At 70.9% G+C, this 20542-nt stretch carries 24 protein-coding genes; 12 read left to right on the top strand and 12 right to left on the bottom strand.

Annotated elements, in window-relative coordinates; all coding sequences use genetic code 11:
• Positions 1 to 3: 3 nt before the first annotated feature.
• Both ACUN0C_RS11100 and ACUN0C_RS11095 read right to left on the bottom strand, forming a co-directional pair.
• On the bottom strand, positions 4 to 1305 hold the full coding sequence (locus tag ACUN0C_RS11100) for a DNA polymerase IV (protein ID WP_445466415.1): 1302 nt from the start codon (positions 1303 to 1305) through the stop codon (positions 4 to 6).
• Positions 1306 to 1311: 6 nt separating this feature from the next.
• Positions 1312 to 1608 carry a DUF3572 family protein gene (locus ACUN0C_RS11095; RefSeq protein WP_445466414.1) on the bottom strand — a complete coding sequence of 99 codons (297 nt, stop codon included), beginning with the start codon at positions 1606 to 1608 and terminating at the stop codon, positions 1312 to 1314.
• 91 nt (positions 1609 to 1699) lie between these two features.
• Here ACUN0C_RS11095 and ACUN0C_RS11090 point away from each other — a divergent pair, with 91 nt between their 5' ends.
• Positions 1700 to 2071, top strand: a complete 372-nt coding sequence (locus ACUN0C_RS11090) for a response regulator (RefSeq protein ID WP_445466413.1) — start codon at positions 1700 to 1702, stop codon at positions 2069 to 2071.
• A 16-nt stretch (positions 2072 to 2087) separates the two neighbouring features.
• A complete protein-coding gene (locus ACUN0C_RS11085; protein WP_445466412.1) occupies positions 2088 to 3458 on the top strand; it encodes a PleD family two-component system response regulator in 1371 nt (456 codons plus the stop codon).
• 295 nt (positions 3459 to 3753) lie between these two features.
• Here ACUN0C_RS11085 and rpmG read toward each other — a convergent pair whose 3' ends face one another.
• The 8 genes from rpmG to ACUN0C_RS11045 form a co-directional block, all read right to left on the bottom strand.
• On the bottom strand, positions 3754 to 3921 hold the full coding sequence (gene rpmG / locus ACUN0C_RS11080; protein ID WP_445466411.1) for a 50S ribosomal protein L33: 168 nt from the start codon (positions 3919 to 3921) through the stop codon (positions 3754 to 3756).
• Between the two features lie 62 nt (positions 3922 to 3983).
• The gene (locus ACUN0C_RS11075) at positions 3984 to 5165 is read right to left on the bottom strand and encodes an MFS transporter (RefSeq protein WP_445466410.1); all 1182 of its coding nucleotides are present in this window, start codon (positions 5163 to 5165) and stop codon (positions 3984 to 3986) included.
• Positions 5162 to 5890 carry an NUDIX hydrolase gene (locus tag ACUN0C_RS11070; RefSeq protein ID WP_445466409.1) on the bottom strand — a complete coding sequence of 243 codons (729 nt, stop codon included), beginning with the start codon at positions 5888 to 5890 and terminating at the stop codon, positions 5162 to 5164. The genes ACUN0C_RS11075 and ACUN0C_RS11070 overlap by 4 nt, the downstream gene beginning before the upstream one ends.
• Positions 5887 to 6327 (bottom strand): DUF983 domain-containing protein, encoded by a 441-nt coding sequence (locus ACUN0C_RS11065; protein WP_445466408.1) that lies wholly within the window; start codon positions 6325 to 6327, stop codon positions 5887 to 5889. The genes ACUN0C_RS11070 and ACUN0C_RS11065 overlap by 4 nt, the downstream gene beginning before the upstream one ends.
• Positions 6324 to 8693, bottom strand: a complete 2370-nt coding sequence (rnr, locus tag ACUN0C_RS11060; protein ID WP_445466534.1) for a ribonuclease R — start codon at positions 8691 to 8693, stop codon at positions 6324 to 6326. Before rnr ends, ACUN0C_RS11065 begins: the two co-directional genes overlap by 4 nt.
• Entirely contained in the window at positions 8638 to 11304 is a 2667-nt protein-coding gene (topA, locus tag ACUN0C_RS11055) for a type I DNA topoisomerase (protein WP_445466407.1), read from the bottom strand. Before topA ends, rnr begins: the two co-directional genes overlap by 56 nt.
• A 155-nt stretch (positions 11305 to 11459) precedes the next feature.
• Positions 11460 to 12008: a DUF2380 domain-containing protein gene (locus tag ACUN0C_RS11050; protein WP_445466406.1), complete on the bottom strand. Its 549-nt coding sequence runs from the start codon at positions 12006 to 12008 to the stop codon at positions 11460 to 11462.
• A gap of 171 nt (positions 12009 to 12179) precedes the next feature.
• Positions 12180 to 12647, bottom strand: a complete 468-nt coding sequence (locus ACUN0C_RS11045) for a DsrE family protein (protein ID WP_445466405.1) — start codon at positions 12645 to 12647, stop codon at positions 12180 to 12182.
• 740 nt (positions 12648 to 13387) lie between these two features.
• Between ACUN0C_RS11045 and ACUN0C_RS11040 the strand changes: the two genes are divergently transcribed.
• Positions 13388 to 13579, top strand: coding sequence for a hypothetical protein (locus ACUN0C_RS11040; protein ID WP_445466404.1), 192 nt, complete (start codon positions 13388 to 13390; stop codon positions 13577 to 13579).
• Positions 13566 to 14816 (top strand): DNA-packaging protein, encoded by a 1251-nt coding sequence (locus ACUN0C_RS11035; RefSeq protein ID WP_445466403.1) that lies wholly within the window; start codon positions 13566 to 13568, stop codon positions 14814 to 14816. Before ACUN0C_RS11040 ends, ACUN0C_RS11035 begins: the two co-directional genes overlap by 14 nt.
• A 19-nt stretch (positions 14817 to 14835) precedes the next feature.
• Here the strand turns inward: ACUN0C_RS11035 and ACUN0C_RS11030 are convergent, their stop codons facing one another.
• Positions 14836 to 15069 carry a hypothetical protein gene (locus ACUN0C_RS11030; protein ID WP_445466402.1) on the bottom strand — a complete coding sequence of 78 codons (234 nt, stop codon included), beginning with the start codon at positions 15067 to 15069 and terminating at the stop codon, positions 14836 to 14838.
• Positions 15070 to 15152: 83 nt separating this feature from the next.
• Positions 15153 to 15356: a YgaP-like transmembrane domain gene (locus ACUN0C_RS11025; RefSeq protein ID WP_445466401.1), complete on the bottom strand. Its 204-nt coding sequence runs from the start codon at positions 15354 to 15356 to the stop codon at positions 15153 to 15155.
• A 262-nt stretch (positions 15357 to 15618) separates the two neighbouring features.
• Here ACUN0C_RS11025 and ACUN0C_RS11020 point away from each other — a divergent pair, with 262 nt between their 5' ends.
• The 8 genes from ACUN0C_RS11020 to ACUN0C_RS10985 all read left to right on the top strand — a co-directional run bounded on the left by ACUN0C_RS11020 (position 15619) and on the right by ACUN0C_RS10985 (position 20542).
• On the top strand, positions 15619 to 16812 hold the full coding sequence (locus ACUN0C_RS11020; RefSeq protein ID WP_445466400.1) for a phage portal protein: 1194 nt from the start codon (positions 15619 to 15621) through the stop codon (positions 16810 to 16812).
• A gap of 66 nt (positions 16813 to 16878) precedes the next feature.
• Positions 16879 to 17067 carry a hypothetical protein gene (locus ACUN0C_RS11015; RefSeq protein ID WP_445466399.1) on the top strand — a complete coding sequence of 63 codons (189 nt, stop codon included), beginning with the start codon at positions 16879 to 16881 and terminating at the stop codon, positions 17065 to 17067.
• 17 nt (positions 17068 to 17084) lie between these two features.
• The gene (locus tag ACUN0C_RS11010; RefSeq protein WP_445466398.1) at positions 17085 to 17228 is read left to right on the top strand and encodes a hypothetical protein; all 144 of its coding nucleotides are present in this window, start codon (positions 17085 to 17087) and stop codon (positions 17226 to 17228) included.
• Positions 17228 to 17770 (top strand): HK97 family phage prohead protease, encoded by a 543-nt coding sequence (locus tag ACUN0C_RS11005; RefSeq protein ID WP_445466397.1) that lies wholly within the window; start codon positions 17228 to 17230, stop codon positions 17768 to 17770. The genes ACUN0C_RS11010 and ACUN0C_RS11005 overlap by 1 nt, the downstream gene beginning before the upstream one ends.
• 121 nt (positions 17771 to 17891) lie before the next feature.
• Entirely contained in the window at positions 17892 to 19151 is a 1260-nt protein-coding gene (locus ACUN0C_RS11000) for a phage major capsid protein (RefSeq protein WP_445466396.1), read from the top strand.
• Between the two features lie 85 nt (positions 19152 to 19236).
• Entirely contained in the window at positions 19237 to 19794 is a 558-nt protein-coding gene (locus ACUN0C_RS10995) for a head-tail connector protein (RefSeq protein ID WP_445466395.1), read from the top strand.
• The gene (locus ACUN0C_RS10990; protein ID WP_445466394.1) at positions 19791 to 20132 is read left to right on the top strand and encodes a phage head closure protein; all 342 of its coding nucleotides are present in this window, start codon (positions 19791 to 19793) and stop codon (positions 20130 to 20132) included. The genes ACUN0C_RS10995 and ACUN0C_RS10990 overlap by 4 nt, the downstream gene beginning before the upstream one ends.
• Positions 20129 to 20542, top strand: a complete 414-nt coding sequence (locus ACUN0C_RS10985) for a DUF3168 domain-containing protein (RefSeq protein WP_445466393.1) — start codon at positions 20129 to 20131, stop codon at positions 20540 to 20542. The genes ACUN0C_RS10990 and ACUN0C_RS10985 overlap by 4 nt, the downstream gene beginning before the upstream one ends.

Here is a 20542-nt window from a genome sequence, read left to right as displayed (position 1 = left end):
GGTTCAACGCTTTCGGGGCCGCTCCGGGAACGGCCTGAACGTCACCCCGAGCCTGAGCGATTCGTCGCCGAAGCGCGTCCGCAGGCGATCCATCGCGGCCTCCGCGAGCCCCCGCTTCGCCGCCTGCGGATCGATCATGTCGAGCGCCTCGCCCGCCTCGGCGCCGCCGAGATCGGTGACGCCGATGCCGATCAGGCGAAACCTTGTGCCGTCGATCTCGCGCTCGAGCAGGAGCCGGCCGGCGCGATAGATGACGTCGGCGAGGTTCGTCGCCGACGCGAGGCGCTGCTGGCGGGTGCGCGGGCGGAAATCGGTCGTCTTCAGCTTCAGGACGACGGTGCGGCCGGCGAGGCCCTTCTCCTTCATGCGGCGGGCCACCTTCTCGCAGAGCTGCCGGAGGACCGGCACGAGCTCCTCGCGCCGCGCATGATCCACGTCGAACGTGGTCTCGCTCGACACGCTCTTCGTCACGCTCACCGGATCGACGGCGCGGGCATCCTCGCCGCGGGCGAGCCGGGCGAGCCTCAGCCCCGTCGCGCCGTAGCGCCGCCCGAGCGCGGCCTCGTCGAGCCCCTGGAGATGGGCGACCGTGGTGATGCCGTCCGAGGCGAGCCTCCGCTGCATCGCCGTGCCGACGCCCCAGATGATCGAGACCGGCTGGCTCGCGAGAAAGCTCTGCGTCTCCTTGCGGCCGAGAACGGAGAAGCCGCGCGGCTTGTCGAGATCGGAGGCGATCTTCGCGAGGAACTTGTTGTGGCTGAGGCCGACCGAGACGGTGATCCCGATTTCGGCCTCGACCCGCGCCTGGAAGCGCGCGAGGGTGACCGCAGGCGGGGCGCGATGGACCGCCTCGGTGCCGCCGAGGTCGAGGAAGGCCTCGTCTATGGAGAGCGGCTCGACCGCAGGCGTGAGCGATTCCATCAGGTTCCGCACCTGGCGCGCAACGGCGACGTACTTCGCCATGTTCGGCTTGACGACGACGGCCTCCGGGCAGAGCGCACGCGCCTTGAACATCGGCATCGCCGAACGGACGCCGTAGGTGCGGGCGATGTAGCAGGCGGTCGCGACCACGCCGCGCGTCCCGCCGCCGACGATCACGGGCCGGTCCGCCAGCGACGGGTCGTCGCGCTTCTCGACCGAGGCGTAGAAGGCATCGCAGTCGACATGGGCGATCGCCAGCCGGAACAGTTCGGCATGCCGCACCAGCCGGGGGCTGCCGCAGGCCGGGCAGCGAGCGCCCGGCGGGGGAACTCGCGCCAGGCAGGTGCGGCAGAGGCCTTCGGCGGGAGGCAAGTCCTCGACCATGGCCGCTCAGCCGGGAGCGGGGCGCGTCGGGGCGAGCCGGGCGGCGGCGGCCGCGATCGCCGAGGGCGCGAGCCCGCTGCTCTCGGCGAAGGCGAGGAGGCTCGGCTCGTGCTCCATCAGGAAGGCGAGCACGCCGGCGAGGAAGCCGTCCTCCCGCGCGGCCGAACGGATGCCCTCGGGCGTCAGACCGCTCACGGCCAGAAAGCGGTCGCGCAGGCGCTCGTCGGACGCGATGTAGCCGAACGCCGCGACGGCGATCTCCTCGGCCTCCTCGGTGGCCGCGCGTGCGGCATGAGGCGTCATCTTCGTTTTCCTTTCCTTAAGCCGGAGCGGCGCATTATCCCCAATATGGCGGTCGACCGGAGCAGGCTGCTCCCAGCCGGAAAGAGTCGCAATGGCGAAGACAGTGATGATCGTCGAGGACAACGAGCTCAACATGAAGCTCTTCAACGATCTGCTCCGCGCCAACGGCTACGACACGCTGCCGATGCGCAACGGCTACGAGGCGCTGGACATGCTGAAGCAGCGCCAGCCCGACCTCATCATCATGGACGTGCAGCTGCCGGAGATTTCCGGCCTGGAAGTCACGAAGCGCATCAAGCAGGACGAAACGCTGAAGCACATCCCGGTCATCGCCGTCACCGCCTTCGCCATGAAGGGCGACGAGGAGCGGATCCGGCAGGGCGGATGCGAGGGGTACCTCTCGAAGCCGATCTCGGTGGCGACCTTCATCCAGACGGTGAAATCCTACGTCGGCGAGGCCTGAAGCTCGGAGTTTCCCGGTGACGGCACGCATCCTCGTGGTCGACGACGTTCAGGCGAACGTCAAGCTCCTGGAGGCCCGCCTCCAGCACGAATATTTCGACGTGCGTACGGCGCTGAACGGGCGCGACGCGCTCGAGATCGCCGCCCGCGAGCGCCTCGACCTCGTGCTGCTCGACGTCATGATGCCCGGGATCACCGGCTTCGAGGTGTGCAAGGCGCTGAAGGCGGCGCCGGAGACCGCGCACGTCCCGGTCATCATGGTGACGGCGCTCGACGAGAGCCAGGACCGGGTGAAGGGGCTCGAAAGCGGGGCGGACGATTTCCTGACCAAGCCGGTCAGCGAGATCGCGCTGCTCACGCGCGTGCGCAGCCTGATCCGGCTGAAGATGATGACGGACGAGCTCAACCTCCGGGCGGCGGCAATGCAGTCGGTGGGGGTGGATTCGGCGCAGATCTTCACCGATCCCGGCACCCTGCGCGGCCGCGTCCTCGTCGTCGACGACCGGCCCTCCTCCGTGAGGCGGATCCAGCAGGGGCTCGGCGCCGGCCACGATCTCGAGATCACCGCCGACCCGAGCGAGGCGCTCGAGCGCTCGGCGACGAACGACTACGACCTCCTGATCGTGAGCCTATCGCTCGGCGAGGCGGACGGGCTCAGGATCTGCTCGCAGGTCAAGGCGATCGACCGTTCGCGGCAGACGCCGGTGCTGCTCATCACCGATCCCGACGAGACGAGCCGGCTGCTGCGCGGGCTCGAGCTCGGCGTGAACGACTACATCATCCGGCCGATCGACCTGAACGAGCTCAGGGCGCGCGTGCGCACCCAGCTCCGCCGCAAGCTCTACCAGGACCGGCTCCGCGACATGGTATCGAACGCGGTGGAACTCGCCGTCACGGACCCGCTCACGGGGCTGCACAACCGCCGCTACCTCGAAAGCCACCTCAAGACGATGGCGGAACGCGCCGCCGCCGGCGAACACGGACGGATGTCGCTGCTGATCTTCGACATCGACTATTTCAAGGGCATCAACGACACCTACGGCCACGACGCCGGCGACGACGTGCTGCGCGAGTTCGCGCAGCGGCTCCGGCGCGGCGTCCGCGGCATCGACCTCATCGCGCGCTTCGGCGGCGAGGAGTTCATCGTGGTCATGCCGGACACGGACGCAGGGTCGGCCGCCGCGATCGCCGACCGGCTCCGCAAGGACGTGGAGCAGACGGCGTTCTCGGCACGCGGGGGCGTCAGCCTGCCCGTCACCGTCAGCATCGGCGTCGCCGAATATATGGGCAGCGGAGACACCGTCGAGGCGCTGGTGCACCGCGCCGACCAGGCGCTCTACCGCGCAAAGCGCCAGGGCCGGAACCGCGTGGTCGCGGACGCGGCGTAATTCCGCCACAAAAATACTAAAATTCGATCAAATTTACCATCTTGACTGAATGTGACTGGAAGAGCGCGCGTTTACGCGTTCTTATCCACGAACGGGATGAAGACGCTCTTCATATCCGAATACCCCATGGGATTTGCTCAGGTCCGCCGCATCTCCTGGGTCCGTGGGGTCGGCCGGCCGGCCGCGGTGATTGGCCTCCTCGTACAGCCGCGGCCCGGCCGGCCACTTTTCCTCGGTCCCAAAAAGCAGGAGGGCGCCCAGCGGGCGCCCCGAACGCAATCCGAGGTAGGTCTGCCTACTTGATCTTGGCTTCCTTGAAGAGCACGTGCTTCTTCGCCTTCGGGTCGTACTTCCGCATGGACAGCTTATCCGTCATGGTGCGGGAGTTCTTCTTCGTCACGTAGAAGTAGCCAGTGCCTTCTTCGCTGACGAGGCGGATCTTGATGGTGGTGGCCTTGGCCATCGAACAGTCCTCGGAATTGAACGGTGAATTGGCCGCTCAGATGAAGGGTGGCGGCCGGGAAGTCAAGGTCCGGCGGTGCGGCTTCGGCGCATCCGGAGCGCCACGAGGGCCGCATAGACCAGGAATCCGGTGCCGAGCACGAGCGGGAAACCCGCCTCCGGCGAGCGCGCGATCGCGTCGCCGAGGAGGAGGGGGCCGACCAGCATGCCGAGGGCGTAGCAGAACACGAAGGCGGCATTGGCGCCGGCGAGCTCGCCGGCGCGGAAGCGGCCGGCGAGATGGGCGAGGCCGACGGTATAGATGCCGGCGGTGGCACCGCCCCACAGGAAGAGCACGGCGAGGAGGAGCATCGGCGAGCCGGACACGGCCCAGGCGAGCGCCATGCCTGCGCTTCCCGCCACGCCGAGCGCGAACAGCACCGCGCGACGGTCGACCCGGTCGGCCAGCATGCCGAGCGGGATCTGGAACGCGACGTTGCCGAGCGTCATCGCCGAGGCGAGCAGGGGGGCGAGGTTGCGCTCGAAGCCGAGGTGCTGCCCCCACACGGGGAGAAAGGCAAAGCCGCCCCCCTCCGCCATCGCGAACACGAAGGCGCCGATCGTGGCGACCGGAACGGCGAGGATGAAGGCGGAGAAGCGCGTGCGCGGCGCCTCTTGGAAGTCGGGCGAAAGGCCGCGGGCGGCGAGCGCCGGCAGGCTCGCTGCCGCCAGCACGCCCGAGCCGACGAGGAAGGGCGCCGCGCTGTCGGCGCCGAGAAGCGCGATGAGCGCCGGACCGATGGCGAAGCCGATGGAGAGCAGCGTCGCATAGATGCCCATGACCAGGCCGCGGCGGTGATCGGGCGTCGCCGCGTTGATCCAGTATTCGGAAAGCGTGAAGCAGAGCGAGGTCGCGCCGCCATAGAGGAAGACGAGCGGAAAGAGCAGCGGAAGGCTGTCGATCAGCCAGGCGCCCGGCACCAGGGCGGCCATCACCAGGGTTGCCGCGGCGATGGTGGGGGCGGTCCCGAACCGCGCCGCGATGCGCGAGGCGAACGGCGTGACGGCCAGCGCCGCGAGCGCGATGACGGCGACCAGGACGCCCACGGTACGCTCGGACACGCCGCGCGCCGTCAGCGTGAGCGAGAGGAGCGGCGGCAGGAGGCCGACCGCGACGCCGACCGCGACGATGGTCGCAATCGCGGCGAGCGCGCCGGGAGTGAGCCCGGCCCGTTCGCGCCAGGACCGCTCGGCGAGCCGGCTCACAGGTCGACGCTGACCCGGCGGCCGTGGCGCATGGAATGGAACGGCACGGGTCCGTCGGGAGAGAGGTCGGGGTCTTCGGCGAGCCTGCGCTCCACGTCGTCGAGCACGAACCGCGTGATGCGCGCGAGCGGGTGGGCGCGGGCCTCGGCGAAGGTGAGCCAGGCCGGCCCGATCAGCTCCTGATGCGGCGGCTCGACGGTCGCCGCGACGGCGTCGGCGAAGACCGCGAAGAAGCGGGCGTCGAAGCGCCTGTGCCGCCCCGGCGGCGTGATGGCGCGCGCGACGAGCCGGAGCGCGCCGAGCGCGGGGAGCACGTCCTGCGCGAGGAAGGGACGCCAAGGCCCGGCCGTCACCTCCCGCTCCGGCCGGCCCGGCCGCCCGATGAGGATGCCGGTCTCCTCGTAGGCCTCCCTGATCGCGGCCAGCGCAATGGCGCGGGCGCGGGACCGGCTCGGCCGGTTGCGCATCTCCAGGAGCAGCTTGGCCTCGACGATCGGATCGAGCGTGTCGGCGGCAGGGGCGTGGCGGTCGGCATTGTCGACGCGCCCGCCCGGGAACACCACCATGCCCGGCATGAAGACGTGCCTGTCGGAGCGCCGGCCCATCAGCACCCTCGGAACGCTGCCCGAGCGGTCGAGCACGATCAGTGTGCCGGCGTCCTTCGGCCTGACGCGGGCGGTGGTCTCGCCCATGCGCTCGACTTCGAGCACCTCGTCGGTCTTCATGGATAGTGCTCCGGAGGCAAGGCGCCGTCGCGTCCGCCCGCAAGCGGCTCCGGCCCGAAACCGTGCATCCCGAGCGCCCATTGCAGGCCGACCACGGCGCCCTTGACGGGCCGCATGAGCAGCAGCGAGAGCGCGACCGTGAGCGGCAGCCAGAGGACCATGTGGACCCAGATCGGCGGGGCGTGGACCATCTCGGCCCACAGCACGAGGCCGAGCACGACATGGCCGACGATCGTGATGGTGATGTAGGGCGGCGCGTCGTCGGCGCGATGGTGGTGGAGCTGCTCGCCGCAGGCGGGGCACGCATCGCGAACCCGGGTGAAGCCGGTGAGCAGGGCGCCGCGCCCGCAATTCGGGCAGCGGCCGAGCATGCCGCGGCCGATCGCGCGCCAGAGCGGCCTCTTCACGGTCGCCGCTGCCGGCTGCCAGGTCGTCACGTGCGTTTCCGCGACCGCGCGCGGTCCTTACGGTCGCGCCCGTCGCGCTTCGGCGCCTCGCCGGCCCTGCCGCGCGTCCGCCGGGACGGCCGCCTGCCGTCGCGCGACGATCCGTCCCCCCCGCCATCACCCGCGCCGCCGACCAGCTCGAAGCGCAGGCTGCCGGCGAAGGGGAGCGCTTCGGCGAGCCTCACCTCGACGGCATCGCCGAGACGGAACATCTCGCCGCTCGAGCGGCCGACGAGGCGGTGGTGCGCCTCCTCGTATTCGTAGAAGTCGCTGCCGAGGCTCGATATCGGGACGAAGCCGTCGGCGCCGCTCTCGTCGAGCTCGACGAAGAGGCCGGCCCGCGTGACGCCGCGGATGTGGCCGGCGAAGCGCGCGCCGACGCGGTCGGCGAGCCATGCGGCGATCAGCCGGTCCATGGTATCGCGCTCGGCCGCCATCGCCCGCCGCTCCGCGACGGAGATCTCGCCCGCGATCCGCTCGAGATGCGGGATGTCGGTCGCCCTCAGCCCGCCCGGGCCGAGTTCGAGCGACTCGATCAGCGAGCGATGCACGAGCAGGTCGGCATAGCGGCGGATGGGCGAGGTGAAGTGGGCGTAGCGCCGAAGATTGAGCCCGAAATGGCCGATGTTCTCGATCGCGTACTCCGCCTGGCTCTGCGAGCGCAGCACCACCTCGTTCACGAGGAGCGCGTTCGGCGAGTTCTCGAAGCTCGCGAGCACCCTGTTGAAGTGGCTCGGCCGGAGATTGCCGGCCTTCGGGAAGCGCAGGTCGAGCGTGCCGAGGAAGTCGCGCAGCGCCTCGAGCTTCTCGTAGGACGGCTCGTCGTGGATCCGGTAGACGACGGGCGCCCGGCGCTTCTCCAGCGTCTCCGCGGCCGCCACGTTCGCCTGGATCATGAACTCTTCGATGAGCTTGTGCGCCTCGAGCCGCGGCGGCACGAAGATGCGGTCGACCGACCCGTCCTCGGCCAGCACCACCTTGCGTTCCGGGATGTCGATCGCCAGCGGCTCGCGATCGTCGCGGCCGCGCTTGAGGACGGCATAGGCCTCCCAGAGCGGCTTCAGGACCGGCCCGAGGAGGGGAGCCGCCTTCTCGGACGGGTTGCCGTCGACGGCGGCCTGCGCCTCCTCGTAGGCGAGCTTGGCGGCCGAGCGCATCATGATGCGGTGGAAGGTGTGGCGCGTCTTGCGGCCGTTCCCGTCAAAGACCATGCGCACGGCGAGCGCCGGGCGGTCCTCGCCCTCGCGGAGCGAACAGAGATCGTTGGAGATCCGCTCGGGCAGCATCGGCACGACCCGGCCCGGGAAATAGACGGAATTGCCGCGCCGGAGCGCCTCCTTGTCGAGCGGCGCGCCGGGCCGGACATAGGCGGCGACATCGGCGATCGCGACCGTGACCACGAAGCCGTCGGGGTTGTCCGGATCGGACGCCGCGTAGACGGCGTCGTCGTGGTCGCGCGCATCGCGCGGGTCGATCGTGACGAGCGGCAGGTCGCGCCAGTCCTCCCGGTGCGCCATGCCGACCGGCCGGGCGTCCTCGGCCTCGGCGACGACCGCGTCGGGGAACACGTACGGGATGCCGTGCTCCTCCAGCGCGATCAGGCTGATCGCCTTCTCGCTCTTCACGTCGCCGACGCGCTCGACCACGCGGGCGAGCGGGATGCCGTAGCGATTGCCGCCCTGCACCTCCACCCGGACGAGTTCGCCGTCCGCGGCGTCGCCATGCCCGTCGGGCGGAATCCGGTACTCGGTGCCCTTGCGGTCGATCGGCACGATGCGGCGCTCCTCGCCCTCCACGCGGAGGACGCCGAGTTCTGTCCGGGGGCCGCGGCCGAGGACCTTGATGACCTTGGCGCTGAAGCCGCCGAGATCGGGATCGGGGACGAGCCGGGCGAGGACGCGGTCGCCGATCCCGGGCGCCTGCACGCGAAGGCCGCGGCGAGCGCGCTCCGCCGCGATGATGATGCGCGGCGGCGAGCCCCATTCGTCGTCCCACTCGACCGGCACGCCGACGAGCTCGCCGAGATCGTCGACGCCTTCGATCAGGAGCACCGTGACGGAGGGCAGGTCGCCCGGCTTGCGCAGCTTTGCGCGAGGGCCGTGGACGAGGCCCTCGTCGGCCATCTCGCGGAGCATCCGCTTCAGCCCGATCTTTGCCGCGGAGGAGAGGCCGAAGGCCCGCGCGATCTCGCGCTTGCCGACCTTGCCGGGCTGCTCGCCGATGAAGGCCAGGATCTCCTCGCGGCTCGGAAGCTCGGATCGGGTCGCCGTCTTGGAGGACTTGGCCAATGTCTTCCCGCCTTCAGGCCTTCGCCTTGCTCTTCGGCTTGCTCTTCGACGTCCCGGGGCTCGCGCCAGCCTTCGCGACCGTCTTCCGGGAGCCGGCAGCCTTCTTCGCCGCGGCCGGCTTGCGCGCCGGCGCCTTGCGCGCGGCGGTCTTCCGCCCGCCTCCGCCCTTCTCCTCCCTCTCGGCGAGGAGCGCGAGCGCCTGATCGAGCGTCACGGCGGCAGGGTCCATCGCCTTCGGGAGCGTCGCGTTCACCTTGCCGTGGTTCACGTAGGGACCGTAGCGTCCGCTGCGCACCGTCACGGGCCCGCCGTCGGGATGCTCGCCCAGCTCCTTCAACGCTGCCGCAGCAGGCCGGTTGCGCCCGCCGCGCGACTGCTTCTCGGCGAGCAGTGACACCGCGCGGTTCGCGCCGACGGTGAAGACCTCGTCGACACCCTCCAGATTGGCATAGGTGCCGGCGTGCTCGACGAACGGGCCGTAGCGGCCGATGCCGGCGACGATCGGCTTGCCGGTTTCCGGGTGCAGGCCGATCTCGCGCGGCAGCGAAAGAAGCCGCAGCGCCTTCTCGAGGTCCATCTCCTCGCGCGCCCAGCCCTTCGGAAGGCTCGCGCGCTTCGGCTTCTCCTCCTCGCCGAGCTGGACGTAGGGGCCGAACCGCCCGGACTTGAGGAGGACGGGGAGGCCCGTCTCCGGATCGTTGCCGAGGACCACGTCGCCGTTCGCGCCGGCGGCGCCGGCCTCGCCCGCCGCATCGCCCGAAGGCTCGCCGAGCTGCCGGGTGAAGCGGCATTCCGGGTAATTGGAGCAACCGACGAAGGCGCCGAACTTGCCGAGCTTCAGCGACAGGCGGCCGGCTGCGCAGGCCGGGCAGGTGCGCGGGTCGGCGCCGTCCTCGCGCGGCGGGAAGATGTGCTCGCCGAGCAGCTCGTTGAGCGCCTCGAGCACGTCGGAGACGCGAAGCTCGCGCGTCTCCTCGACCGCGCTCTGGAAATCGCGCCAGAAGTCCCGCAGCACCTCCTTCCAGGAGAGCTCGCCGGCCGAGATGCGGTCGAGCTGCTCCTCGAGCGCGGCGGTGAAGTCATACTCGACATAGCGGCGGAAGAAGGCCTCCAGGAAGGAGGTGACGAGCCGGCCCTTGTCCTCCGGCACGAGACGCTTGCGGTCGAGACGGACATAGTCGCGCTCGCGCAGGACGGCCATCGTCTGCGCGTAGGTCGAGGGCCGTCCGATGCCGAGCTCCTCCATCTTCTTGATGAGCGAGGCTTCCGTGTAGCGCGGCGGCGGCTCCGTGAAGTGCTGCGCCGCCTCGATGCGGTCGCGCGCGAGAGGCTCGCCCGCCTCGATCTTCGGCAGCCGGCCGCCTTCCTCGTCGTCCTCGTCGTCGCGGCCTTCCTGGTAGAGCGTGAGGAAGCCGTCGAAGCGGATGACGGTGCCGGTGGCGCGCAGCATGGCCGCGCCGCCCGGGTCGCGCGCCTCGATGTCGACCGTGGTCCGCTCCATCTCCGCCGATTCCATCTGGCTGGCAACCATGCGCTTCCAGATCAGCTCGTAGAGGCGCGCCTGGTCGCGGTCGAGATAACGCTCCACGTCCGCCGGCAGGCGCGAGAGCTCGGTCGGGCGGATCGCCTCGTGCGCTTCCTGGGCATTCTTCGCCTTGGCGTGGTAGCGGCGCGGGGCGGACGGCAGGTAGCGCGCGCCATACTCGCCTTCGATGACGCGGCGCGTCGCGGTCAGCGCTTCCGGCGCGATGTCGACGCCGTCCGTCCGCATATAGGTGATGAGGCCGACCGGCTCGCCGCGGATGTCCACGCCCTCGTAGAGGCGCTGGGCGATCTGCATGGTCCGGCTCGCGTCAAAGCCGAGCTTGCGCTGCGCCTCCTGCTGCAACGTCGAGGTCGTGAAGGGCGGCTGCGGGTGGCGCTTCTGCGGCTTGGATTCGACGGACGCCACCTTGAACGTCGCGGCCTCGAGCCGCGCCGTGACCCGCTTCGCCTCGCCTTCCTCGCCGATCGCCAGGCGCCCGAGCTTGCGGCCGTCGATCTCGACCAGGCGGGCGACCATCGCCTCCTTGCGCGGTGTGCGCAGATGCGCCGCGATGGACCAGTATTCCTGCGACTTGAAGCGCTCGATCTCGGCTTCCCGGTCGCAGACGAGCCGCAGCGCGACGGACTGCACGCGGCCGGCGGAACGGGCGCCGGGGAGCTTGCGCCAGAGCACGGGGGAGAGCGTGAAGCCGACCAGGTAGTCGAGCGCGCGGCGGGCAAGATAGGCGTCGACGAGCGGCACGTCGATCGCCCGCGGGTTCTTCATCGCGTCCTGCACGGCCTGCTTGGTGATGGCGTTGAAGACCACCCGCGAGACGGGCTTGTCGCGCAGCACCTTCTTCGCCTGGAGCACCTGCAACACGTGCCACGAGATCGCCTCGCCTTCGCGATCCGGGTCGGTGGCGAGGATCAGGCGGTCGGCGGACTTCACCGCGGCGGCGATGTCGGCGAGGCGCTTCTTCGCCCGGGCGTCGACATCCCAGCTCATCTCGAAATCCTCGTCCGGGCGGACCGAGCCGTCCTTGGAGGGGAGATCGCGGACATGGCCGTAGGACGCCAGGACCTGATAGCCCGGGCCGAGATACTTGTTGATCGTCTTCGCCTTGGCCGGCGATTCGACGATGACGACGTCCATCGGGTGCTCCGCTCGCGCGGCCGCCGAGCGGCCGGTGAGCCGGTCAATTGGATTGCCGCGCGGGCCGGGTCAAGTGCGGCTCCGGACGGAGGCGGGCGGGGAGCCCGCCGGTACGGGCAGCGACCCGCCCGCGCCGGCTGTCGCGATGCCGACCGTCAGGGGCTCGGCGCGGCCTCCTCCAGATAGCGCGCGAGGAAATCGGCCGCGCGGCGGAACGCTTCGGCATTGTCGCCGCGAAACGAGAAGGAGCGGTCGACGAGGAGCTTCTCCTCCTCGAGGTCCACGGCCTGGAACTTGCCCATCTGGACGAGGGTGCTCATCTTGTGGACCCCGCCATAGACGAGGATGCGGGCGCCGGCCGCGCGCGCTGCGGCGATCAGCGCGTCGGAGGCAACGTTGCCGGCGGTGCAGGGCTCGGCCGGGCAGGCGAGGGCGACGATCTCGAATTCCGGCTCCCTGCCGAGACGCTCACGCAGAAGGCCGGAGAAGCCGGCGACGAGGTCGGCATGGGCGGCGGCGCGCTCCGGCAGCTCGCCCGACGTGTCGTGGTTGTCGAACTCGGCGACCGCCGCGCGGATCGGGGCCCCGCCCGCGGCCGAGGCGGGATGGTGCGGGGCGAGGAGGAGGAGGGCGAAGGCGGCGGGGAGCAGCCTTCGAGCCATGATCGAGGCGGTGCGCGCATTCTTGCCGACGGTCGAAGCCATGATCTCCCCCCCAAAGGCGGAGACCATCGCGCGGCGGAGCGCCCTCGTCCAGAAAAAGGCGACCCGGCCTCCGCAAGAAGACCCGCCGGGGGTGCACCCCCGGCCCAATTCAGGCAGCGCCGGGGGGCCGCGCGCGCTTCCGCTTCAGCCGGCGACCCGGAGCCATGCCGGTCACGGCTTTATGTAGGTGTAGCCCATCTGCTGCAGGCGGGAGAGCTCGGCCACGCCGCTCGGGACGATGTCCTGCTCGAACACCTCGAAGAGATCCTTCTCGTAGCTGATGTTGCGGCCCTTCAGCGTGTTGTTGCAGACGACGAACTGCACCTTCTGGGTCTTCAGGCTGGTGACGTCCATCTGCAGCTTCTCGTTGCCGACGGCGTCCTTGACGAGGTCGACGCCATTGCCGTGCATGACGACCTTGACCTCGATGTTGTCGCTGCCGACGGCGTCGATGTGGTTCTGGATGTTGCGCAAGGCGGCCCGGTAGGCCTTGTCCTCTTCGCCCCCGGGCCCATTCACGTGATAGACAACCTTCTGCTTGGCGTAGCGCTCGCCGGCCGAGGCATCCGTGGAACCGGCGATGCCGGCGGCAAGCCCTGCGCTCGCCACGAGCAGGCAGACTGCGAAGAACCCCTTCATCGTATTCTTCCTCCTGATCTTCATGAGCAGGCCCGTCGCGACCGCGTCGGCATCGGAGCGGCCGGCGGACCTGCGACGAAAGGCTACATCACCTTCTCATATTCGAATAGATCGATCTGTGGATGGCTGGATAGGTCAGGGAGAATGCCAGGTGCCTGGTCGGACGGTACCGGACGAAGGCCGATGCCGGCGAGCCGGACCGTGGGCGCGGAGCCTCGCGGCCGAACGACATCCCGGGCTTAGGAAAAAAATCATATTCCTGTTGACCGGCGTACGCTGTTCTAATAGGGTTCAGGCATGGTCGGACGATTGGGTCCGGCGCTTCCCCAGACAATGAATCGCATGTCGGCTGCCGACGGGCCCGGGCCTTGGTGCAGGCTCGTGCCGCGTCCCGTTCCGGAATTTTCGTGCGCCTGCCGCTTCGGGCATGGGGCAGACCGGAAGGCGGCCGGCGTTTCTGCGCCTCTTCATCATTCCTTCGAAGTGCCCGGGCCTGTCCACAGCATCAGCGCCGCACCGCGTCGGGCGCGCCGTCCTGGATCGCCGGGTCGAGCCCGGCGATGACGACAGAGAGTGCGGCGGGGCCGAGCGAGCCTGGAGCGGGAGAGCGCGGCGGAGCGGGAGAGCGCGGCGGAGCGGGAGTGTGTGCCAGAAAGCGGAACGGCCGATCCGGGAGCGCGCGCCGGCGACGGGGGGCGGCGGATGCCGGTCGCGACGAAGGGATGGAGCGGCGGATGCGGATGAAACGGCTTGCGGCGAAGAGCCGGACGGGCGGCGGCACGAGCGCGTCCGTCCGGCCCGGAGGAGAGGCGGAAGAGGGAAACCGGGATGCCGACATCGCCTGGCTGCGGCGGGAGCTCAAGGCGAGGCGCGACCGGCTCGCCCGCGAGGCCGCCGGAGCCGGACGACCTGGAAAGGATGGGCTTCGCTGAACTGCTCGCGGCGCTGCCCGGCTGGCCGGACGGCGCGCGGCCGGACCAGCGGCCGCCGGCCGGCGACTGGACGACCTGGCTGATGCTCGGCGGGCGCGGGGCGGGCAAGACGCGCGCCGGCGCCGAATGGGTGCGCGGGCTCGCGCTCGGCCTGCCCTTCGCGGGGCCGCGCGCCGAACGGATCGCGCTCGTCGGCGAAACGCTCGCAGACGTGCGCGACGTCATGATCGAGGGGCCGTCGGGCCTGCTCGACCGGCACATGCCGACGGAGCGGCCGTCCTGGACGGCCTCGAAGCGCCGGCTCGAATGGCCGAACGGCGCGATGGCGCTCGCCTTCTCGTCCGAGGACCCGGAGAGCCTGCGCGGGCCGCAATTCGACGCCGCCTGGTGCGACGAGCTCGCCAAATGGGCCTATCCGGAGGCGACTTTCGACATGCTGCAGTTCGGGCTCCGGCTCGGACGCCGCCCGCGCCAGATGGTGACGACCACGCCGCGGCCGATCGCGCTCCTGAAGCGGCTCCTCGCCGAGGGGGCCACGGCGGTGACGCGGGCGCGCACCGAGGACAATGCCGACAATCTCGCGGCCGCGTTCATGGAGAAGGTCGTGAGCCGCTATGCCGGCACGCGGCTCGGCCGGCAGGAGCTCGACGGCGAGCTCGTGGAGGATCGCGAAGGCGCGCTCTGGACGAGGGCGCTGCTGGAGGCGGCGCGGGTGAAGGCGGCGCCGGGGCTGGTCCGCGTGGTGGTGGCGGTCGACCCGCCAGCCTCGAGCCGCGCCGGGGCGGACGCCTGCGGCATCGTCGCCGCCGGGCGCGGCGAGGACGGGCTCGCCTACGTGCTCGCGGACCTCTCGGCGGCGGGGCTCTCGCCGGCTGGCTGGGCGCGCCGCGCCGTCGAGCTCTACCATCGGCTCGACGCCGACCGGATCGTCGCCGAAGTGAACCAGGGCGGCGAGATGGTGGCGGCCGTGATCCGCCAGGCGGACGAGAGCGTGCCGGTCGAGCAGGTGCGCGCGACGCGCGGCAAGTGGCTGCGCGCCGAGCCGGTCGCCGCCCTCTACGAGGCGGGGCGGGCGCGCCATGTCGGCGCATTCCCGGCGCTCGAGGACGAGATGTGCGACTTCGCCGGCGGCGGGCTCTCGACGGGACGCTCGCCCGACCGCCTGGACGCGCTGGTCTGGGCGCTGACGGCGCTCATGCTTGCGCCGGGCGGCGAGGCGCGCGTGCGGACGCTGTGAGCGGTCCGAGGCGGGGCGCTCAAGGCCCGCGCGGCGCCTTCACGTAGGCGGCGGCCGCCATCAGGCGCTTGGCCTCCTTGACCGCGGCCTCGCGGATTTCGAGCTCGTTAGCCTCGTCGTCGGGGTCGAAGGGAATGCGGCGGGCGACGAGCTGGTACTTCGCCTCGCCGCGCGTGCCGAGGATGGTCACGGTGGCGTGCTTGGAGACGAACTCCACGCTGACGCTCTGCACTTCGAAGGAATCGTCGGTCATGTCGGCTCCGGCCGCGCTGCGGATCTGCCGCGCGGTTGGTGAGGGAGCGTCGAGAACCCGGACGGGCCGTGCCGGGTTCCGCCTCAGGCGAAGCCGGGCCGGCTCGGCAGGCCGAGGCGCTTCAGCGCCATGACCACCGGGCACATGCCAGTGAAGGATGCCTGGATGAGATGGACGGACAGCAGCCCGGCGAGCCAGAGCCAGGCGAGGTTCACATAGACGGCGAGAAGGACGCTTGCGAGCACCAGAACGCCGACGGTGAGGAGGATTCCCCGCTCCACGGTCATTTCACGACTCCTTCCAGGAGACGTCTGCATTCTCGCGCCGCCCGGCCCCTGCACGGCGAGGCGCGTGCGGATGCGCAAAAAAAAAAGGACCGCGCGGCGTGCCGGCGGCCCGAAGTCTAGGGAGGAAACGCCCCGTGGGGCGCGAGTGGGGAATAGGTCGTCAGCCGAGCCCCGGCAAGGCGCTGGGCGCAAGGGTGCCATGCGCCCGGCGCGGGGCTTGCGAAAACCTTTCTCGCGGACGGGGCGAGAGCCAGGAGGGACGATGCTGGGCTGGATCGGAAAGCGCCGGAAATCGAGGCGGCCGGAGCAATCCCGGCCGGCGCCGGCGGAAACCAAGGCCTCGCGCACGGCGCCGCTCGTGGCGCTTCACGGCGCCGGGCGGCCGGTCTGGACGGCGCGACATTACGGCGCGCTGGCGCGGGCCGGCTACATGCACAACGCCATCGTCTACCGCGCCGTCCGCATGGTGGCGGAGGCGGCCGCGTCGCTCCCCTGGCTCGTCTACGAGGCGGGCGCGGAACGGAGCGAGCATCCGCTGCTGTCGCTGCTTTCCCGGCCTAACCCCGCGGAGAGCGGGCCGGCGCTGATGGAGCGGGTCCATTCGCACCTGCTCCTTTCGGGAAACGCCTACCTCGAAGCGGTGAGCGTCGACGGCGCAGTGCGCGAACTCCACGCGCTCCGACCCGACCGCATGGCGGTGGTGCCGGACCGCGACGGCTGGCCCGCCGCCTACGATTACGCGGCGAACGGGCGGACCGTGCGCTTCGAGCAGGAGGCGGGCGGGGGCGTGCCGCCGATCCTGCACATCGCCCAGTTCCACCCGCTCGACGACCATTACGGCTTCGCCGCGATCGAGGCGGCACAGGCGGCGATCGACCTGCACAACCAGGCGGGCGCCTGGAACAAGGCGCTGCTGGACAATGCGGCGCGGCCCTCCGGCGCCCTCGTCTACGAGGCGAAGGACGGCGGCAACCTCTCCGAGGCGCAGTTCGAGCGGCTGAAGGTAGAGCTCGAGACGAGCTTCCAGGGCGCGGCCAATGCCGGCAGGCCGCTGCTGCTGGAGGGCGGGCTCGCGTGGCAGGCGATGAGCCATTCGCCGCACGAGATGGACTACCTCGAGGCGAAGAACAGCGCCGCACGGGAGATCGCGCTCGCCTTCGGCGTGCCGCCGATGCTGCTCGGCATTCCCGGCGACAACACCTATTCGAACTACCGCGAGGCGAACCTCGCCTTCTGGCGCCAGACGGTGCTGCCGCTCGCCGGGCGCACCGCGCAGGCGCTCGGCGCATGGCTCGCGCCGGCCTTCGGCGGCGACCTGCGCCTCTGGTACGACGTCGACGAGGTCGACGCGCTCGCCGCCGAGCGCGAGGCGGTCTGGCGGCGGGTGCGCGGGGCGGACTTCCTGACCGAGGACGAGAAGCGGGCGGCCGTGGGTTACGGGCCGCGGGACGGGTGAACGCCCAGCCGAGCGGCCGGAGCCGGACCTCCCGGCGCCCCGAGAATTCTTCACGGGAGGGCCGCGATGCCCGACGTCACCAGCCAGTTCGCCGAACGGGGAGATCTCGCGCATCTCGCGCTCTTCCTGTGGGCGTCGACGGCGTCGGGGCTGCTCGTCTGGACGCTGCGCGAGCTCGCCCTCTCCAACAAGCGCTTCAACGACTTCGTCAACGAGATCGCGCGGCTGAACCAGCTCTTCCGCGACCATTCCTGACAATCCGGAGGCCTCACATGACCAGGTTCCTGCCGTTCGGCGGGCGCGCCCGCGCGGACCATCGTGCCGTGTTCGCCGAATTCGCGATGCAGATCATGGGCGTGCTGCTGGAGCGGCGGATGGGGCGGCGGACCGCGCCGCGCTTCCGCGTGGTGCGCTGATGGGCGCGCTCGGAGCGTTCGAGGCGGTCCGGCGCGAGACGAAATTCGCGCCGGCCGACCTCACGACCGTCGACGCCGACGGCACCTTCTCCGGCTATGCCAGCCTGTTCGGCGCCGCCGACCTCGCCCGCGACGTCGTGGTGCCCGGCGCCTTCGCCGCATCGCTCAGGAAGCGCGGCGTCCGCGGCATCCGCATGCTCTTCCAGCACGACCCGGCGCTGCCGATCGGGGTCTGGTCGACGGTCCGGGAGGACCGGCGCGGGCTCTTCGTGGAGGGCAGGCTGACGCCCGAGGTGGCCAAGGCCCGGGAGGTGCTGGCGCTGATGCGCGCCGGCGCCATCGACGGGCTGTCGATCGGCTTCCGCACGGTGCGCGGCCGGACCGACGCCCGCTCGGGCGTGCGCCGGCTCCACGAAATCGACCTCTGGGAGATCTCTGTCGTGACCTTTCCGATGCTGCCGGACGCGCGGGTGACGAGCGTCAAGACGGACAGCGGCCTGGCGGCGCGGCTGCGCGCGGCGGCCCGGGCGATCCGGCGATAGCCGCCGGGACAAGCACGCAAAACGAGCCGCCCGGCAGGACCGGGCAGGGACCGCCGGCCACGGCGCGCGAGCGGGCGGCCGGAGGGACATTCGCGCGCACACCGAAGAGCAGGAGAACGGGATGACGGACGGACTGGAGACTGCGCCCGAGCGGAAATCGGCCGGCGAGGGAGCAGGCGGGCCCGAGACGGCGCGCGCTTTCGAGGAGTTCATGAACGCCTTCGAGGCGTTCCGCGAGGCGAACGACGCGCGGCTGGAGGCGCTCGAGCGGCGCTCGGCCGACATGCTCGCCGAGGAGAAGGTGGATCGCATCAGCCGCGCCCTCGACGAGCAGAAGCGGGCGCTCGACCGGCTGACGCTGAAGAGCCGGCGGCCCGAACTCGGCCTGGAGGGCCGTGCGCCCGAGATCTCGGAGCACAAGACGGCGTTCGAGGCCTATGTCCGGCACGGCGAGGCCTCGGGCCTGAAGCGGATCGAGACGAAGGCGATGTCGGCCGGCTCCGATCCCGACGGCGGCTATCTCGTGCCGGACGAGACGGAGCGGGAGATCGGAAGGCGGCTCGCGGTGCTCTCCCCGATCCGCAGCATCGCGGCGGTGCGGCAGGTGTCGTCCGGGGTCTACCGCAAGCCCTTCGCCGTCAGCGGGCCGGCCGTCGGCTGGGTGGGGGAGACGGCGGCGCGGCCTCAGACCGCCTCGCCGACCCTCGTCGAGCTGCAGTACCCGGTGATGGAGCTCTATGCCATGCCGGCGGCGACCGCCTCGCTCCTCGACGATGCGGCGGTCGACCTCGACCAGTGGATCGCAGGCGAGGTGGAGGCTGCCTTCGCCGAGCAGGAGAGCGCGGCCTTCGTCGCCGGCGACGGCGACAGCAAGCCGCGCGGCTTCCTCGACTACACGATGGTCGCGGAGAGCGCCTGGGCGTGGGACAAGATCGGCTACCTGGCGACCGGCGCCTCCGGCGCGTTCGCGGCGGAAGATGCCTCCGACGTCCTCATCGACGCGATCTACGCGCTGAAGGCCGGCTACCGGCAGAATGCGCACTGGGTGATGAACCGACGCACGCAGGCCGCGATCCGCAAGCTCAAGGACGCCGACGGCAACTATCTGTGGCAGCCGCCGGCGAACGCCGCCGGCCGGGCGACGATCATGAACTTCCCCGTCGCGGAGGCCGAGGACATGCCCGACATTGCGGCGAACGCCTTCGCCATCGCCTTCGGCGACTTCGCGCGGGGCTACCTGATCGTCGACCGGATCGGCGTCCGCGTCCTGCGCGATCCCTACAGCCAGAAGCCGTACGTGCTCTTCTACACGACCAAGCGCGTCGGCGGCGGCGTGCAGGATTTCGACGCGATCAAGCTCGTCAGGTTCGGCACGGCCTGACCCCCCGCTCCTCCCAAGGGGCCGTGCCGACGGCTCCGCCGCGAGCGCCCTGCTTGCGGCGGAGCCACTTCCTTCGAGGGACATCATGCGACGCGAATACCTTGCCGGCCCGGCAGTCGAGCCCGTGCTCCTCGCCGAGGCCAAGGCGCATCTGCGGCTCGACACAGACGACGAGGACGAGCTCGTCGGCGCGCTCATCGTGGCGGCGCGCGTGGCGGTCGAGACCGAGATGCGGGCGGTCACGGTCGCACAGGACTGGCGGATCGGGATCGAGGACTGGCGAACCGGCTATGCCGTGGCGATCCCTGTGCTGCCGCTCCTCGCGGTGACGGAGATCCGCGCGATCGACACGGGGACCGTGAGCGTGATCCCGGCGGAGGACTATCTGGTTCACCCCGCGGAAGGCGCCGTGCGGCTCCTTCGCGAGCAGCATCCGCCCCCCAAGGGCTGGGAGATCGACTTCACCGCCGGATGGGGGACGTCCGGCGTGGACGTGCCCCAGCCGATCCGGCTAGCGATCCGAATGCTGGTCGCGCACTGGTACGAGAACCGCTCGCCGGCGATGTCGAGTGATCGTCCGCTCGAGGGGCCCGCCGGCTGGCGGGCGCTGATCGCTCCCTACCGGCGGATGCGGCTGTGGTGACGCCAAGCGCGCCGCCGGCCGGGCGGCTGAGGCACCGGCTCGCACTGGAGAAGGCGGATAGGGTACCGGACGGGGCCGGCGGGACGACGCTCGCCTGGTCGGAGACGGCTCGCTTCTTCGCGGAAGTGGCGCCGCTCCGGGCGGAGGAGCGCGCGGAAGGCGAAGGCCTTTCGGACCGGGTCACGCACAAGGTGACCGTCAGGCATCGCGCGGACGTTGCGGCGGGCGACCGGCTGCGCCTCGGCGCGCGCACGCTCGTCATCCGCAGCGTGCATGATCCTCACGAGGACAGGCGGTTCCTGGTCTGCATGGCAACCGAGGAAGGGAGCGCGTCATGAGCGGCTCTCCGGTGCTCGCGCTGCAGAAGGCCGTGTTCGAGGCGCTGTCGGGCGATGCCTCCCTCGGCGCCCTGCTCGGCGGGCCGCGCATTCACGACGCGGTGCCCCGCAACCCGGCCGCGCCTTACGTCCATCTCGGCGAGACGGTCTGGCGCGACTGGTCGACGGCGACGGAAGGCGGCGCGGAGATCCGGCTCGCCGTCACGGCGGTGACGAAGGGCGAGGGACGGTCGGAGGCCCTCGCCATTGCGGAGCGGGTGCGCGTGCTTCTGCACGAGGCGCCGCTCGCGCCCGCCGGGCACCGGCTCGTCAATCTCCGGCATCTGGCGACGACGACCCGCACGAGCCGAGACCGGGCCGAGCGGCGTGCCGAGCTGACATTCAGGGCCGTGATGGAGCCCGCAAGCTGA

Source organism: Faunimonas sp. B44 (assembly GCF_052655945.1).
The sequence above is the reverse complement of the archived record's forward strand: the minus strand, read 5'-3'. Positions and strand labels throughout refer to the sequence as shown.

Coding starts and splice junctions, on each gene's coding strand:
- ACUN0C_RS11100 (WP_445466415.1), bottom strand. CDS start 1,305: ATGGTCGAGGACTTGCCTCCCGCCGAAGGCCTCTGCCGCACCTGCCTG.
- ACUN0C_RS11095 (WP_445466414.1), bottom strand. CDS start 1,608: ATGACGCCTCATGCCGCACGCGCGGCCACCGAGGAGGCCGAGGAGATC.
- ACUN0C_RS11090 (WP_445466413.1), top strand. CDS start 1,700: ATGGCGAAGACAGTGATGATCGTCGAGGACAACGAGCTCAACATGAAG.
- rpmG (WP_445466411.1), bottom strand. CDS start 3,921: ATGGCCAAGGCCACCACCATCAAGATCCGCCTCGTCAGCGAAGAAGGC.
- ACUN0C_RS11070 (WP_445466409.1), bottom strand. CDS start 5,890: ATGAAGACCGACGAGGTGCTCGAAGTCGAGCGCATGGGCGAGACCACC.
- topA (WP_445466407.1), bottom strand. CDS start 11,304: ATGGACGTCGTCATCGTCGAATCGCCGGCCAAGGCGAAGACGATCAAC.
- ACUN0C_RS11050 (WP_445466406.1), bottom strand. CDS start 12,008: ATGGCTTCGACCGTCGGCAAGAATGCGCGCACCGCCTCGATCATGGCT.
- ACUN0C_RS11045 (WP_445466405.1), bottom strand. CDS start 12,647: ATGAAGGGGTTCTTCGCAGTCTGCCTGCTCGTGGCGAGCGCAGGGCTT.
- ACUN0C_RS11040 (WP_445466404.1), top strand. CDS start 13,388: ATGAAACGGCTTGCGGCGAAGAGCCGGACGGGCGGCGGCACGAGCGCG.
- ACUN0C_RS11035 (WP_445466403.1), top strand. CDS start 13,566: ATGGGCTTCGCTGAACTGCTCGCGGCGCTGCCCGGCTGGCCGGACGGC.
- ACUN0C_RS11030 (WP_445466402.1), bottom strand. CDS start 15,069: ATGACCGACGATTCCTTCGAAGTGCAGAGCGTCAGCGTGGAGTTCGTC.
- ACUN0C_RS11025 (WP_445466401.1), bottom strand. CDS start 15,356: ATGACCGTGGAGCGGGGAATCCTCCTCACCGTCGGCGTTCTGGTGCTC.
- ACUN0C_RS11020 (WP_445466400.1), top strand. CDS start 15,619: ATGCTGGGCTGGATCGGAAAGCGCCGGAAATCGAGGCGGCCGGAGCAA.
- ACUN0C_RS11015 (WP_445466399.1), top strand. CDS start 16,879: ATGCCCGACGTCACCAGCCAGTTCGCCGAACGGGGAGATCTCGCGCAT.
- ACUN0C_RS11010 (WP_445466398.1), top strand. CDS start 17,085: ATGACCAGGTTCCTGCCGTTCGGCGGGCGCGCCCGCGCGGACCATCGT.
- ACUN0C_RS11005 (WP_445466397.1), top strand. CDS start 17,228: ATGGGCGCGCTCGGAGCGTTCGAGGCGGTCCGGCGCGAGACGAAATTC.
- ACUN0C_RS11000 (WP_445466396.1), top strand. CDS start 17,892: ATGACGGACGGACTGGAGACTGCGCCCGAGCGGAAATCGGCCGGCGAG.
- ACUN0C_RS10995 (WP_445466395.1), top strand. CDS start 19,237: ATGCGACGCGAATACCTTGCCGGCCCGGCAGTCGAGCCCGTGCTCCTC.
- ACUN0C_RS10985 (WP_445466393.1), top strand. CDS start 20,129: ATGAGCGGCTCTCCGGTGCTCGCGCTGCAGAAGGCCGTGTTCGAGGCG.